The organism is Variovorax sp. Varisp41 (assembly GCF_047325085.1).
Taxonomy (GTDB): domain Bacteria; phylum Pseudomonadota; class Gammaproteobacteria; order Burkholderiales; family Burkholderiaceae_C; genus Variovorax.
Genome location: NZ_CP168540.1, coordinates 412392 through 426320, shown reverse-complemented (window position 1 = coordinate 426320; position 13929 = coordinate 412392). Strand labels below are relative to the sequence as shown.

Here is a 13929-nt window from a genome sequence, read left to right as displayed (position 1 = left end):
CGCTCAGCGATCGAGGAAGTCGGCCACGCGCCGGTTGAACTCCTCGGCCCGTTCGTACTGCACCCAATGCCCCGCGCCGTCGACCACGGCGCCTTCGCGCTGCGGGCCCTCGGCCACGAGCCGCGCGACCAGCGCGCGCGAATCGGCGGTCACGTCGAACTCGCCCCAGAGGAACAGCTTGGGCCCGGGGATCTCGGCCAGCGCCGCCTGCAGGCCGCCGCGGCGCGACACCTCCTTGCTGCGAAAGCGCGTGCCGTGGCACGCGATGTCGTGGATCTCGAAGGCCAGCGGATCGGCGCGCGACATGTCGTGCAGCATCAGCGCGCCGAGGTTGTGCAGCAGCGCGGCGCGCTCCGCCTCGCGGTCCTGCGCGAGGCGCCAGTTGATCATCTCCACCGCCATGCGCCGCATCGTGCCGTGGCCGCCGCTGCCCACCAGCAGCATGCGGCGCACCGCGCGCCGGTGCAGCGCGAACTGCGAGGCCACGACGCCGCCGAAGGAGAAGCCGCCGAGGTCGATCGGCGTGCCGGCGCCGATCAATGCATCGAGAGAGCCGGCCAGCGCCGCGAGCGAGGGCGCGAGCGGATGCTCGTCGGGCGCCGGCGGGGGCGGCGTGCCCGAATCGTTGAAGCCCGGCATGTCGGGCAGCCACAGCGCGCGCTCGGCCGACAGGGCCTCGGCATTGCGCAGCCAGTGCATCCAGCTGCCATGGCCGCCATGCAGCAGCACCAGCGGCGGATGGGCGCCGCCGTCGGCGGGACCGAAGCGGCGCCAGCGGACGCGCACGCCGGCCTGCTCGATGTCGTGGTGGGTGGACAGCGCATCGACGCGCGCGATGACGGCGCGGGCTTCTTCCTCGGTCGCGGCCGAGAGTCCGGACGGGCCCGCGCTCACGGCAGCATCCTCTGCAGCTCGGCCTCGCCATCGAGGAACTGGTGCTTGAGCGCACCGACCAGGTGCAGCGCGAACAGCACATAGAGCACATAGCCGGCCCAGGTGTGCACGCCGCCCAGCACGGTGTGGAGGTTCTCCTTGGCGGCGGCCTCGATGTCCATGATCCAGCCGATGCGCGGCCATTCGAACAGGCCGAACAGCTGCATCGGGTGCGTGGCCGCGTCCTTCCAGGCCGAGTCGTGCATCCAGCCCGACAGCGGCAGCGCGATCATCACGAGGTACAGCGCGCCATGGGCCGCATGCGCGCCGATGCGTTCGAGCCGGCCGTAGCTGCCGGGCATGGCCGGCGGCCGGTGGGTGGCGCGCCACAGGATGCGCAGGATCACCAGCCCCAGCACGGTGATGCCGATCGACTTGTGGGTGTCGATGGCCGGGCGCACCCAGTCGTCGGGAAAGCGGTCGACCGAGAGGATCAGCGCGATGTTGACGATCATCAGCAGTGCGATGATCCAGTGCAGCGCGATGGCGGTGCGTGTGTAGCGATGGTGAGGGGGCATGCGGGAATTTTCGGCGGGAGTCCGACTCAGCCTGTCAGGCGCGCGATTGTCCGGTCTTCGGCCTCGGACATTCGAAACCGCCGGCCCGTTCCGTGCGTACACCTTCCCATCGCCCTGGCGCCCCTGTCTTGAACGACCTGCTCCGCTCCGCCTTCGTCGCCGCATCGCCGCGACTCTCGCCCCCCGCCACGCCGCTGCGAAGCTGGCTCATCCATGGCGGCGTGCTGCTGCTGTGGGGCCTGCTGTTCGCCATGGCCTTCCGCCTGGGCAACGTGCAGGCCTGGTCGGTGGGCGTGGCCTACGTGCTCTACGACACCGTGCTGCTGCTGTTCGTGGGCTGGCAGACGCTCGCGATCCTGCGCCCGCGCGGCATCGCGCTGGCCTCGGCGCCGCTGCCGCATCCCGCCGTGGCCCCGCACCGCGCCACGCTGGGCGTGATCGTCGCCGCGCACGACGAGGCCGCGGTGCTGCCCGTGACGCTGGCCGCGCTGCTGGGCCAGACCGATGCGCCCGACCGCATCGTGATCGCCGACGACGGCTCGACCGACGGCACGGCCGAGCTGCTGACCACGCGCTACGGGCTCGAGGCGCCCGAGCCGGGGCAGCTCAGCGCCGCCAGCACCCTGCATCCCAACCTGCACTGGCTGCGGCTGCCGCACGGCGGCAAGGCGGTGGCGCTGAACGCCGCGGTGCTGTGCATAGACACCGAGACCGTGCTCACCGTCGACGGCGACACCCTGCTCGACGCGCGCGCCATCGCCGCGGTGCGCCGCGCCTTCTCGGACGAGCCCGCGCTGGTGGCGGCCACCGGCGTCATCACGCCGGTGTGCAGCCGCACGCTGGGCGGTCGGCTGCTGCAGTGGTTCCAGACTTACGAGTACATCCGCAACTTCCTCTCGCGCTATGCCTGGATGCGGGTCGACGGCCTGCTGCTGATCTCGGGCGCCTTCGCGGGCTTCCGGCGCGACGCGGTGCGCGCCGTGGGCGGCTTCGACACCGACTGCCTGGTCGAGGACTACGAGCTCATCCACCGGCTGCACCGCCATGCCCAGGCGCACGGCCTCGACTGGCGCGTGCGCGTGCTCGGCGACGCGCAGGCGCGCACCGACGCGCCCAGCAGCGTGGGCGCCTTCCTGCGCCAGCGCCGGCGCTGGTTCGGCGGCTTCCTGCAGACCCAGTACTGGTACCGCGCGATGGTGGGCGACCGCCGCTACGGCTGGCTCGGCACCGCGATGCTGCCGGTCAAGGCCATCGACACCCTGCAGCCGCTGTACGGCCTCGCGGCCTTCGGCCTGCTCGTGATGTACCTGGTGCGCGGCGACTTCGGCGTACTGTTGCCCGCGGCCGGCGTGATCGCCGCCAAGATCGTGCTCGACCTCGTCTTCCACCTGTGGTCGGTGCACCTGTACCGGCGCTGGGTCGGCCACGGCGGCGAGGCCGGCATGCTGCAGGCCTTCGCGGCCGCGCTGATCGAGCCCTTCACCTTCCAGCTGCTGCGCCACACGGGCGCGGCCTGGGGCTGGTGGACCTTCCTGACCGGGCGCGGCACCTGGGGCCGGCAGCAGCGCGTCGGGCTGGTCGATTCAGACGGCGCCGAGCGCCGGGTCGATCAGAAGTAACCCGCGCCGCCGAAGCGATAGCTCGACACCACGAGGCCGCCCATGAAGGCCTCCTCGTGGTACACGCGCTCGCCCGCCTCCTGCTCGGCCGCCCCCACCGCCACCATCAGCGGAATCAGGTGCTCCTCGCGCGGATGCGCCATGCGCGCCGAGGGGGCGGCGGCCCAGTCCCGCAGGCGCTGCACGCGTTCCGCCGGTGCGGCCTCGACCGAGGTGGCGTCGAGCCAGTCGCCGAAGGCCTTCGACACGCCATGCGCCTGCGGCCCGAAGTTGCGCAGGTTGTGATAGCTCAGGCCGCTGCCGACGATCAGCACGTCCTCGTCGCGCAGCGGCGCGAGCGCGCGGCCCAGCGCGATGTGCTCGGCCGGGTCGAGGCCGCGGCGCAGCGAGAGCTGCACCACCGGCACCTCGGCCTGCGGGTAGATCGCGGCCATCGGCGAGAACATGCCGTGGTCGTAGCCGCGCTCGGGATCGACGGCGGCCGGCAGCCCGGCCGCGGCGATCAGCGACTGCACGCGCTGCGCGAGCGCGGGCGAACCGGGCGCGTCGTAGTGCACCTCGTAGGTGTGGGCCGGGAAGCCGCCGTAGTCGTAGATCATCGGCGGACGCGGATTGCCCTGCACCGTGAACACCGGCGCCTCCCAGTGGGCCGAGACCATGAGGATGGCCTTGGGCGTGCGGCCGAGCTGGCGCGGCATGTCGGCCAGCGCGGCGGCGAGCCGGTCGTAGGTAGCGCCCATCTCGCGCTTCATCCAGGGCCAGGGGCCGCCGCCGTGCGAGATGAAGTAGGTGGGCAGGCGATTCGGGTTGTCGTGGGTCATGTCGTTGCTTCCTTGAATTGAAGGCGTTGCAGCGACTGTAGATATTTCCTGCGAGGAAATCGACAGGCTACGATTCATCAAATCGTTTCTCCAGAGGAAATCATCGATGGACCGCATGACCAGCCTGCGCGTGTTCCGCGAGGTCGTCGAATCGGGCAGCTTCGTGGCCGCCGCCGAGCGGCTCGGGCTGTCGGCGCCGATGGCCAGCAAGCACGTGGCGCAGCTCGAGAAGTCGCTGGGCGCGCGCCTCTTGCACCGCTCGAGCCGCCACCTGAGCCTGACCGAGGCCGGTACCGCCTGGTACGAGCAGAGCCGGCGCGCGCTCGACCTGCTCGATGCCGCCGAGGCCGCGATCGGCCAGACCCGCGAGGCGCCGCGCGGCCAGCTCAAGCTCAGCGCGCCCGTGTGGTGCGCCACCGCGCGCTTCGCGCAGGTGCTGGCCGACTACCGTGCGCGCTATCCCGAGGTGCTGCTCGACATCCACCTCGAGAACCGCAAGGTCGACCTCGCGGCCGACGGCTACGACCTCGCGCTGCGCGCCACGCAGGAGCCCTCGCCCGCGCTGATCGCGCGGCCGCTGTGCCGCGTGCCCTTCTTCCTCGCGGGCACGCCCGAGTACCTCGCGCGCATGGGCGGCAGCCCCGCGGTGCCGGCCGAGGTGGCGCGGCTCGGCGCGATCGTGCCGAGCTACGTGGCGCTCGACCACCTGGCGCTCACGGGGCCGGGCGGGCGCCTGTTCCCGCTACGGCTCACGCCGGTCATGCGCTCGGACGACACCACGCTCACGCTGCATGCGGTGCGCGCGGGCATGGGCGTGGCGTTCATGCCGGGCTGGCTGCTCGAGGACGACCTCGCGCAGGGCCGGCTGGTGCGCCTGTTGCCCGACCACGAACCGCACCCGGTGACGCTGTTCGCGGTCTACACCAGCCGCCAGTACATGGCACCCAAGCTGCGTACTTTCATCGACTTCCTCGGCGAGCGGCTCGCGGCGCTCGAACCAAAGACCGCGCCCGTTCCCGCCACTTCGTCGCGCAAACCACGCAGAAGCTGAAGAAACGCACCTTTTCAGGGCAAGGTCATGCGCTCACGGCTACAGTCTTCGGCTCTTCGGGAGAGTCAGTCCTTGTTCCGTTTCTTCGAAAAACTTCTACACCCCTACCCCGCCGCCGAACCTCCGCTTCCGCCGCAAGGCTTCTTCGCCTTCCTCTGGGCCTGCACGCAGGGCGTGCGCGGCAAGATCCTCGCGATGGCGGTGCTCACCGCCGTGATGTCGACCTTCGAGGCGCTGCTGTTCGCGCTGCTCGGACGCGTGGTCGACTGGCTCGGCGGCCAGGCGCCCTCGCGCCTGTGGGAAGACCGCGGCACCACGCTCGCCTGGATGGCCGGGCTGCTGGTCGCCAGCATCGCGGTGGTCGCGTTGCAGACCATCGTCAAGCACCAGACGCTCGCGATCAACCTGCCGATGCGGCTGCGCTGGAACTTCCACCGCCTGATGCTGGGCCAGAGCATGGCCTTCTACCAGGACGAGTTCGCGGGCCGCATCACGGCCAAGGTGATGCAGACCGCGCTCGCGGTGCGCGAGACCGTGTTCGTGCTGGCCGATGTGCTGGTGGCGATGGGCGTGTACGTCGCGACCATGATCGTGCTGGTGGGCGTGCTCGACACGCAGCTGATCTGGCCGTTCCTGATCTGGCTGGCCTTCTACATCGGCGCGCTGATCTACTTCGTGCCGCGCCTGGGCGCGGTCGGCAAGGCGCAGGCCGATGCGCGCGCGCTGATGACCGGCCGCGTGACCGATGCCTACACAAACATCGCGACGGTGAAGCTGTTCTCGCACACGCAGCGCGAGGCCGGCTTCGCGCGCGACGCGATGCGCGAGTTCATGCACACGGGCTACGGCCAGATGCGGCTGGTGAGCGCCTTCGAGATCGTCAACCACACGCTGAGCATGGGCCTGACCGCCGGCATGGCGGGCACGGCGCTGTGGCTGTGGTCCACCGGCGCGGTCGGCGTGGGCGCGGTGGCCGCGGCCACCGCCATGGCGCTGCGGCTGCAGGGCATGTCGCACTGGATCATGTGGGAGATGACCAGCCTGTTCGAGAACATCGGCACGGTGCAGGACGGCATGAAGACGCTGTCGCGCCCGCGCGCCGTGCTCGATGCGCCGGGCGCGAAGCCGCTCGAGGTGCCGCGCGGCGAGGTGCGCTTCGAGCATGCGAGCTTCCGCTACGGCGCGGCCGGCGGCCGGCGCGTGATCGAGGACCTCACGCTGACCGTGGCGCCCGGCGAGAAGATCGGCCTGGTGGGCCGCTCGGGCGCCGGCAAGTCGACGCTGGTGAACCTGCTGCTGCGCTTCCACGACCTGGAGAGCGGCCGCATCCTGATCGACGGCCAGGACATCGCGCTGGCCACGCAGGATTCGCTGCGCAGCCACATCGGCATGGTGACGCAGGACACCTCGCTGATGCACCGCTCGGTGGCCGACAACATCGCCTACGGCCGCCCCGACGCGACGCCGGCGCAGATCGAGGCCGCCGCGCGCCGCGCCGAGGCGCACGACTTCATCGGCACGCTGGGCGACGCCAGCGGGCGCCGCGGCTACGAGGCCCATGTGGGCGAGCGCGGCGTGAAGCTCTCGGGCGGCCAGCGCCAGCGCATCGCGATCGCGCGCGTGATGCTCAAGGACGCGCCGATCCTGCTGCTCGACGAGGCCACCAGCGCGCTCGACTCCGAGGTCGAGGCCGCGATCCAGCAGAGCCTCTACACGCTGATGGAAGGCAAGACCGTGATCGCGATCGCGCACCGGCTGTCGACCATCGCGGCGATGGACCGGCTGATCGTGCTCGACGAGGGCCGCGTGGTGGAGGAAGGCGACCACCGCACGCTGATGGCCAAGGGCGGGCTCTATGCGCGGCTGTGGGCGCACCAGAGCGGCGGCTTCCTGGGCGACGCGCTCGACGAGGAAGAAGCGGCGCTGGCCTGAAAAGGCGGGATCGGGCAGCCGAACGCAGAAGGAAGACAAAAACTACGCAGAAGTCGCAGAAGGAATTCCAATTTTTGGTCTTCTCTTCTGCGACTTCTGCGTGACCTTCGCGACCTCTGCGTTCGGCTGTCCGCTCCCGCATTCAGACAGGCAACGCCCCCGCCTCGTACTGCGCCACGAACTCCCCGCTCGGCGGAATCGGCTTGATGATGTCGATCAGCACCCCGTTCGGGTCGCTGGTGATGAAGTGGCGCTGGCCGAAGGCCTCGTCGCGCAGCGGCAGCAGCACCGGCAGGCCGGCCGCGGCCAGGCGGTCGTGCACCGCGTCGGGATCGTCCACCTCGAAGTTCAACAGCAGCCCGCCCGCCACCTTGCCTCGGCCCGCGGCGGGAATGGTCTCGTGCCGGCCGTCGAGCACCGCGAGGTTGACCGAGGGCTCCCCCTCCAGTTGCAGGTGCACGTACCAGTCGCTCGTGAACAGCGGCGCGAAGCCGAAGTGGCGCTGGTAGAAGTCCGCCGTGCCGGCGACGTCGTTGGTCATGATGACCGGGTAGTAGCTCGTGACTTTCATGAGGGGGCTCCTTGAGATGGCTGGAACTGACATACAGTCTGTATGTTTGATTGAATATACATACATACAGTCTGCATGTAAATGACCTCCAAGATCATCCGGACCAACAAGGAGCGCACCGAGACCACGCGGCAGGCGCTGACCGAGGCGGCGCGCGCCCTCTTCGTCGACCAGGGCTATGGCCAGACCTCCACGCCCGACATCGTGGCCGCGGCCGGCATCACGCGCGGCGCGCTCTATCACCACTACGCCGACAAGCGCGACCTGTTCCGCCATGTGCTCGAGCAGGAGTCGCGCGCGGTGGCCGCCGAGATCGCGGCCGCCACGCCCGAGGCGCTGGCGCCGCGCGAGGCGCTGCTGGCCGGCAGCGACGCCTACCTGCGCGCGATGACGGTGCCGGGCCGCACCCGGCTGCTGCTGATCGACGGACCGGCCGTGCTCGGCATGGCGGAGATCATGGCGATGGACGATGCGAACGCCGCCCATTCGCTGCGCCAGGGGCTGGCCGAGGCCGGCATGGGCCGCGGCGAGGTCTCGCTCGATGCGCTCTCGCAACTGCTGTCGGCCGCCTTCGACCGCGCCGCGCTCGAGATCGACGCGGGCGCCGATGCCACCGAGGTGCGCGACGCGATGCGCTGGCTGCTGCAACAAGCTCTCGGCGCGGAGGCGCCAGCCAAACCCGCGCCCAGGCGCAAGAACTAGAGCGAGCGCTAGACGATCCCGCGCCCGCCCATGCGCACCGGCCAGCGCGCGACCGTGCCGCGCTGCAGCGATTCGAGCGTGGTCTGCGTGAAGACGTTGATGCTCACGTGGCGCGCGAGATAGCGTTCGAGCACGAGCCCGAACAGGTAGGGGCTGGCGCCCGAGAAGCCCTGTTCGTCCACGCTCAGCGTGCAGGCCACGCCGCGGCCGTAGACCAGCGGCCCATGGCCCGGCAACCGGCGCGTGACCGGCGCGATGCGCGAGGCCACGAGCGCGTCGACCTGCAGCCGCATCGCCTCGTCGTCGCCCGCGACGAACAACCGCAGCATGTCGCGCAGCGCCTGCGCGCCCTCGCGCCGCGGCAGGCCGGCCAGCGGCAGGTGGTTGAAGCCCAGTTGCCGGATCAGCCGCCAGGCGATCTCGCGCTGCGCGAACGGCGGCCGCGGCATGCTCGGCGGGCGCACCAGCCCCACCGCCGACACCGGCATCGACTCTGCCGCCGCGAGGTCGCTGCGGCCGTTGCGCGGCACCAGGCACGGCAGGTCGCGGTTGGTGAGCCAAGCCTGCGCCCACAGGCTGCGCAGGCCCTCGGGGTACGGCGCCTCGTGCTGGTCGACCAGCGACACGAACGCCTCGCTGCCGATGTACGGCGTGCGCGTGCCGTGGCGGCGCGCGGTGTCCGACACCAGCCGCGGCTCGCGCCGCAAAGAGAAGTAGCGCCCGTGGTTGCCCTGGTCCTCGTTGAGCGTCTGGTAGAGCGGCCGGAACTGCGTCGGGGCCGTGGTCCCTGGCTGCTGGCCGCTCAGCTGCTCGACCGCGTAGACCTCGAAGTCCAGCGGGCGCGAGCGGTCTGGCACGAGGTGGAACTCGGTGCGCGCGGCATCGAGTTCGATGCGGTCGGTGCGGCGCTGGAACAGGTTGACCACCGGCGTGGCGAACAGCGCGAACTGCGCCGCGTCGACCAGGCTTGGCGCCAGCCCGGGGCTCGCGGGCGATCGCGCGAGCAGCACCACGATCTCGGCCTCGCGCCCCTCGATGCGCGACAGGCCCGGCGCGAGTTGCGTCAGCGTGAAGAAGAGAAAGCGCTCGGGGCAGGCGAAGTATTCGTGCAGCAGGTTGTGGCCATGGAGGCTGTTCCATGCCGGCGGCAGCAGTCCCTCGCCGGGCTCGAGGCCCTCGTGCACCAGCGCCTCGTGCACGACCACGTGCGGACGCTCGCCGAGCCGTCCGGGCGTGCCCGTGACGGTGGCGACGGCCGCGGTGTGCAGCAGCTCGAACAGGTGCGAAGCCAGGCGCGCATCGCCGACCAGGCAGACCGGCAGCCGGTCGAGCCCGGCCAGCGCGGAGAAACCGAGCGGCCCGATCGTGCGCAGGCGCAGCCGCAGCGCGCCGCCGACCTGCACCTGCGGCGGCAGATGGCGCTCGAGCGCCGGCAGGTCGGGCGGCGCGCCCGCGAGGCTGGCCTGCGCGATCTCGATCGGCCACAGCGTCACGGCCTGGCTCGAGCGGAACTCGCAGGGTGTCTGCTCGCCCGGCGCCACCTTCGCATGGAAGGCCGTGCCGCGCGGCACCACGAAGCCGCGCCGCAGGTCGCCCTCGTTCGCGCTCGGGTGCAGTTGCGCCACCGCCATCGAGGGCGTGGGGCTCAGGTAGTGGGGATGCATCACCTCGAGCAGCCGCTGCGTGAAGCGCGGGAACTCGGCATCGAGCTTGATCCGCATGCGCGCCGACAGGAAGCTGAAGGCCTCGATCAGCCGCTCGACGTAGGGATCGGCCACCTCGATGCCCTGCATGCCGAGCCGGTGCGCGATCTTCGGATGGGCGGCGGCGAACTCGGCCGCGGCTTCGCGCATGTAGGCCAGTTCCTGGCTGTAGGCCTCGAGCATTCGGGGGTCCATGGGAGTGCTCCAGGTGTCTCAGCGCGCGGAGGGCGCGACGCTCACGCGGCGCGACTCGAGGTCCAGCGTGCTGTGCACCATGAACTCGAGCGGACAGGGCCGCAGGTCGATCAGCGCATGGATCTCGAAGCGCAGTTCGTTGCCCGCGAGACCCGCGCCGGCCAGCGGCACGATGCGCAGCGACCGGGCGATCAGGCGCGGCTCGTAGTCGCGGATCGCGCGCCGCAGCATGCGCTCGAGTTCGCTCCAGCGCCGCTGCGACGCGGGGCCGCCCGCGAACGCCGGCAGGCCGAAGTTCAGCGTGGAAGCCGCGGCCAGCGCATGGCGCGCGCGGTCGATGCGGTCCTCGGCGCTGGTGGTGTCGAGCAGGATTGAGAGGTCGCGCCGCACGATCTCGCGCAGGCGCGCGGGGCTCGCCGCGACGTCGGACATGGCGTCGCGCCGTTGGCTCGGCGCCTCGTCGCGCAGGCGGTCGAACAGCGTGGGCAGCAGCCATGCATGCGGGCGCCGCACGGGCGCGAAAGCCGCTCGCGCCACGCGCGCGCCGGGATGCACGGGATCGATGGAATCGTCGGACATGGTCGCTACCTCCGCCAAGGCCGCCGAGTGTGGCGGCGCCCGCGATGCGGCAGTGCAAACAATGGTCACGCCGCCGCGCACGGGGCCAGACAGGCCCGCGAAGCGGGAGATATGTCATGACCGGCCCCGCAAGTCCTACAGAACCCGCCGCCCCTCGCCGACACCTCCCGCACCCCTTGCGCCGCGATGCTGACCCCATCGTCAACAACGTGGAGTGCTCGCGGTGAATTCCATCATCTACATCGTCGGTCTGGTCGTCGTCATCGTGGCCGTGCTTTCGTTCTTCGGCCTGCGCTGAAAGACGTCAGTCCCCCTCGAACCATCCACACGCCAGAAAGAACGGGGCCGCCACGCGGCCCCGTTTCGCTTTGGGACGCCGGGCATAATCCGCGCGCTGAGCCGCCCTCGGCCGTGGGCGCATTCGCCGGCACCGAGCCGGCCCCGCCTCCGTTCGCGAAGGGACGCTGTTGACCACCACCGCACTGCGCGAGACCCCAGACTTTTCCGATGCGGTGATCACCGAGGCGATCCGATGGGCCGAGCAGAACGGCCCGCTCGACGACGCGCAGGCCATGCGCATCGCCGCGCAGGCGCCGCACACGCCGGCACGCATCGCCGAACGTGCACGCCTGCTCGGCGAACGACTGGGCCTGCAGGCCGAACTGCGGCGCGCGCGCCAGTGGTCGCCCTGGGTGCTGCTCGGGCTCGTGGCCCTCATCGTCGTCGCCGGCCTCGCGCTCGCTGGCAACGTGGTGGGCGGCAGCGAACGCCACATCAACGTGATCGTCGCGCTCGTGAGCCTGCTCGGCGTGCACCTGCTGACGCTGCTGCTGTGGCTGCTCGGGCTGTGGCTGCCGCTGGCCTCCTTCAGCTCGGCGTCGCTGGGCTGGATCTGGCTCTCGCTGACCGCGCGCGTGGCCGGCGGCCGGCATGGCCAGGCGCCGCTGCTGGTGCGCGCCACCACGGGCCTGCTGGGTCGCGCGAAGCTGCTGCCCTGGGCCTTCGGCATCGTGAGCCACGGCATCTGGTCGCTGTCCTTCGCGGTGGTGCTGGCGGCGATGCTGTTCGCGCTGGCCTTCCGCAGCTACACGCTGAGCTGGGAAACCACCATCCTCGATCCGGCCTTCTTCGTGCGCGCGGTCGACGCGCTGGGCTGGGCGCCGTCGCGCCTGGGCTTCCCGGTGCCCGACGCCGCCACCGTGCTGGCCGCCACGCCGCCGGCCTCGGGCCAGCGCACCTGGGCGCTGTGGCTCACGGGCTGCATCCTGACCTACGGCCTGCTGCCGCGCCTCGTGCTGCTGGGCTGGAGCGCCGCCGTGTGGCGCCTGCGCCGCCAGGCGCTGCAGCCCGCGCTCGACGCGCCCTACTACCGCCAGCTCGCGGCCCGCTTCGCGGCACTCGCACCCAGCGCCATCGTCGATGCCGATCCGGGCCGCCGCGCGCGCGAGGCGCCCGTGGGCCTCGCGCCCTCGGACCTGCGCGACCTGCGCGTGCTGGTCGGCTTCGAGCTGCCGCCCGACGTCGCCTGGCCGCCCGAAGGCCTGCCCGCGGACCTGCGGCTCGAGCGCATCGACGGCAGCGCCCCCGAGCGCCGCGCGCTGCTCGATCGCCTCGCGCTCGCGCGGCCGCGCAGCGTGGTGCTGGCCTGCCGCGCGGCCGCGAGCCCCGATCGCGGCACCGAGCGCTTCGTGCGCGACCTGCTCGCGCACAGCGGCGAATGCCGCCTATGGCTGATCGCCGAGGGCGGCAACGACGCCCCGGCGATCGCGCGCTGGCTCGCCTGGCTGCGCGACGCCGGCCTCGACCGCGTGGCCGCGGGCACCTCGCTCGCCGAGCTGCTGGGCGCCACCGACAGCGTCGCATCATGAGCGACCCGATCCGCATCGCCGTCGTCGGCCACACCAATGCCGGCAAGACCTCGCTGCTGCGCACGCTCACGCGGCGCATCGATTTCGGCGCCGTGTCCGACCGCCCCGGCACCACGCGCCATGTCGAGTCGGTCGACCTCGAGATCGACGGCCGCCCCGCCGTGCGCTTCTACGACACGCCGGGCCTCGAGGACGCGGTGGCCTTGCGCGAGCACCTCGCGCGCATCGATCCCGCGGGTCAGGCCACGCCGCCCGAGCGCATCCGCCGCTTCCTGCAGGGCCCCGAGGCACACGGCGCCTTCGAGCAGGAGGCCAAGGTGCTGCGCGCCATGCTCGACATCGACGCCGCCTTCCTCGTGATCGACGTGCGCGAACCGGTGCTGCCCAAGTTCCGCGACGAGATCGAGCTGCTCAATGCCTGCGCGCGGCCGGTGCTGCCGGTGCTCAACTTCGTGCGCGACGCGGCCAGCCGCGAGGCCGCCTGGAAGGAACTGCTCTCGGCCTACGGCCTGCACGTGCAGGTGCGCTTCGACGCGGCGGCGCCCTTCGTGGGCGCCGAGCGCGATCTCTATGGCGACCTCGCGACGCTGCTGCGCGACCGGCGCGAACTGCTGCGCGGCGTGGCCGACGCGCTCGAGGCCGAGGCCGCGGCGCGGCGCCGCGCGGCCGCCGCGCACGTGGCCGAGTTGCTGGTCGACGCCACCGCGCTGCGGCGCGGCGTGCCGGCCGCCGAGTTCGCCGATCCCGCGCGCCGCGACGCGCTGGTCGCCGCGCTGCGCAAGACCGTGTTCGACAAGGCGGAGCGCTGCGCCGACGACCTGCTCGCGCTCTACGGCTTCCGCCAGGGCGATGCGGCCGAGGCGCCGCTGCCGATGATCGAGGGCCGCTGGGCGCTCGACTTCTTCAACCCCGAGGCGATGAAGGACGCCGGCCTGCGCCTGGGCAAGGGCGCGGCCATCGGCGCCGCGGTCGGCGCGGTGGCCGATCTCGCGGTGGCCGGCCTCTCGCTCGGCGCCGGCGTGGCGCTGGGCAGCGCGATCGGCAGCGCGGTGTCGCAGGGCTGGGGCCCGCTGGGCCGCAAGCTCGCGAACAAGCTGCGCGACGTGCACGAGCTCACGGTGGAGGACGGCGTGCTGTTCACGCTCGCGGCCTGGCAGCTGCAGCTCGCACGCGCGCTCGAGCGCCGCGGCCATGCGGCCACGCAGCGCATCGAGGCGGTGGACGGCGGCGCCGACGCGGCCGGCGAGGCCATCGCCGCCGCGCTGCGTGCCGCGCAGCCGGCGCGCAGCCATCCCGAATGGGAGAGCGGCCAGGGCGCGGCCGGTGCCTTGCAGTCGGTGCGCGCGCTGTGGCGTCCCGCGCCGCAGCGCGAGGCGCTGGTGGCGACGCTCGCGGGGCTGCTGCAGGGCGGCTTCGAGGCCTGAGCCCGAGCCGCGC

Annotated in this window: 12 protein-coding genes; 6 read left to right on the top strand and 6 right to left on the bottom strand. The window is 71.9% G+C overall.

Going from position 1 to position 13929, the window contains the following annotated elements; translation table 11 throughout:
• Nucleotides 1-3: 3 nt before the first annotated feature.
• Together ACEN9J_RS01830 and ACEN9J_RS01825 are read right to left on the bottom strand one after the other, a co-directional pair.
• The gene (locus tag ACEN9J_RS01830) at nt 4-894 is read right to left on the bottom strand and encodes an alpha/beta fold hydrolase (RefSeq protein ID WP_057596693.1); all 891 of its coding nucleotides are present in this window, start codon (nt 892-894) and stop codon (nt 4-6) included.
• On the bottom strand, nt 891-1451 hold the full coding sequence (locus ACEN9J_RS01825; RefSeq protein ID WP_057596694.1) for a cytochrome b: 561 nt from the start codon (nt 1449-1451) through the stop codon (nt 891-893). Before ACEN9J_RS01825 ends, ACEN9J_RS01830 begins: the two co-directional genes overlap by 4 nt.
• Nucleotides 1452-1579: 128 nt before the next feature.
• On the opposite strand from ACEN9J_RS01825, the gene ACEN9J_RS01820 reads away from it, so the two are divergent.
• Nucleotides 1580-3070 (top strand): glycosyltransferase family 2 protein, encoded by a 1491-nt coding sequence (locus ACEN9J_RS01820; RefSeq protein ID WP_057596695.1) that lies wholly within the window; start codon nt 1580-1582, stop codon nt 3068-3070.
• On the opposite strand, the gene ACEN9J_RS01815 is transcribed toward ACEN9J_RS01820, so the two are convergent.
• The gene (locus ACEN9J_RS01815; protein ID WP_057596696.1) at nt 3061-3891 is read right to left on the bottom strand and encodes a DODA-type extradiol aromatic ring-opening family dioxygenase; all 831 of its coding nucleotides are present in this window, start codon (nt 3889-3891) and stop codon (nt 3061-3063) included. The genes ACEN9J_RS01820 and ACEN9J_RS01815 overlap by 10 nt on opposite strands.
• 106 nt (nt 3892-3997) lie before the next feature.
• Between ACEN9J_RS01815 and ACEN9J_RS01810 the strand changes: the two genes are divergently transcribed.
• A complete protein-coding gene (locus ACEN9J_RS01810) occupies nt 3998-4942 on the top strand; it encodes a LysR family transcriptional regulator (RefSeq protein ID WP_208509112.1) in 945 nt (314 codons plus the stop codon).
• A gap of 72 nt (nt 4943-5014) precedes the next feature.
• The gene (locus ACEN9J_RS01805) at nt 5015-6874 is read left to right on the top strand and encodes an ABC transporter ATP-binding protein (protein ID WP_172705665.1); all 1860 of its coding nucleotides are present in this window, start codon (nt 5015-5017) and stop codon (nt 6872-6874) included.
• 142 nt (nt 6875-7016) lie between these two features.
• Here ACEN9J_RS01805 and ACEN9J_RS01800 read toward each other — a convergent pair whose 3' ends face one another.
• Complete coding sequence (locus ACEN9J_RS01800; RefSeq protein WP_057596699.1) at nt 7017-7445, bottom strand: VOC family protein; 429 nt, start codon at nt 7443-7445, stop codon at nt 7017-7019.
• 81 nt (nt 7446-7526) lie between these two features.
• Here ACEN9J_RS01800 and ACEN9J_RS01795 point away from each other — a divergent pair, with 81 nt between their 5' ends.
• Nucleotides 7527-8147 (top strand): TetR/AcrR family transcriptional regulator, encoded by a 621-nt coding sequence (locus ACEN9J_RS01795; RefSeq protein ID WP_057596700.1) that lies wholly within the window; start codon nt 7527-7529, stop codon nt 8145-8147.
• An 8-nt stretch (nt 8148-8155) separates the two neighbouring features.
• Here the strand turns inward: ACEN9J_RS01795 and tssF are convergent, their stop codons facing one another.
• Together tssF and tssE are read right to left on the bottom strand one after the other, a co-directional pair.
• A complete protein-coding gene (gene tssF, locus ACEN9J_RS01790; protein ID WP_413763129.1) occupies nt 8156-10045 on the bottom strand; it encodes a type VI secretion system baseplate subunit TssF in 1890 nt (629 codons plus the stop codon).
• 18 nt (nt 10046-10063) lie between these two features.
• Nucleotides 10064-10624 (bottom strand): type VI secretion system baseplate subunit TssE, encoded by a 561-nt coding sequence (gene tssE, locus ACEN9J_RS01785; RefSeq protein WP_413763128.1) that lies wholly within the window; start codon nt 10622-10624, stop codon nt 10064-10066.
• A 467-nt stretch (nt 10625-11091) separates the two neighbouring features.
• Between tssE and ACEN9J_RS01780 the strand changes: the two genes are divergently transcribed.
• Together ACEN9J_RS01780 and ACEN9J_RS01775 are read left to right on the top strand one after the other, a co-directional pair.
• Nucleotides 11092-12492, top strand: a complete 1401-nt coding sequence (locus ACEN9J_RS01780; RefSeq protein ID WP_413763127.1) for a DUF2868 domain-containing protein — start codon at nt 11092-11094, stop codon at nt 12490-12492.
• Nucleotides 12489-13916 (top strand): GTPase/DUF3482 domain-containing protein, encoded by a 1428-nt coding sequence (locus ACEN9J_RS01775; RefSeq protein ID WP_413763126.1) that lies wholly within the window; start codon nt 12489-12491, stop codon nt 13914-13916. Before ACEN9J_RS01780 ends, ACEN9J_RS01775 begins: the two co-directional genes overlap by 4 nt.
• The last annotated feature ends 13 nt before the right edge of the window (nt 13917-13929 follow it).